At 38.7% G+C, this 437-nt stretch carries 1 protein-coding gene; it reads right to left on the reverse strand.

What is annotated here, in order from left to right:
- Positions 1-437, reverse strand: a 437-nt coding sequence (locus N8L39_RS09255; RefSeq protein WP_261010808.1) for a hypothetical protein, incomplete at both ends; no start/stop codon positions are given.

Raw genomic sequence — 437 nt, forward strand, 5'->3', positions numbered from 1 at the left:
GGAACGATTTCTGGTTTGTATGTTGCTTTTGAAGTAATTGTCGCTGGTTCATTTTTCTCATTTGTTACAGTTACTGTTGCTTCTACTTCAATCGCTGGTACTTCACCTGTGTAGCTTGGTACTGGTGTGAAGGTTACTTTTCCAGTTTCGTCAATGACGAATGTTCCTTTTCCTTCTACTGTTACAGAGTCTTTTGGTGTGTTGTCTGTTGGATCTACTAGTTTACGACTTGTAATTGAAGCATTTGTTACACCTTCTGGAATTGTAAATGTTGGTGTTCCTTCTTGTGGTACACCTTGGATGTTCTTAGATGTTTTGTTTTCTGGAGTTACTGTTAATGGAGTTACTTTTGGTGTATACTTCGCATCTTTTGTTTCTCCGTTTTCATCTGTTGCTTGTACTGTGATTCCGTCAGTTGTTCCTGTGTATCCTGGTTT

Source organism: Streptococcus mitis (assembly GCF_946190285.1).
Lineage (GTDB): Bacteria > Bacillota > Bacilli > Lactobacillales > Streptococcaceae > Streptococcus > Streptococcus mitis_CP.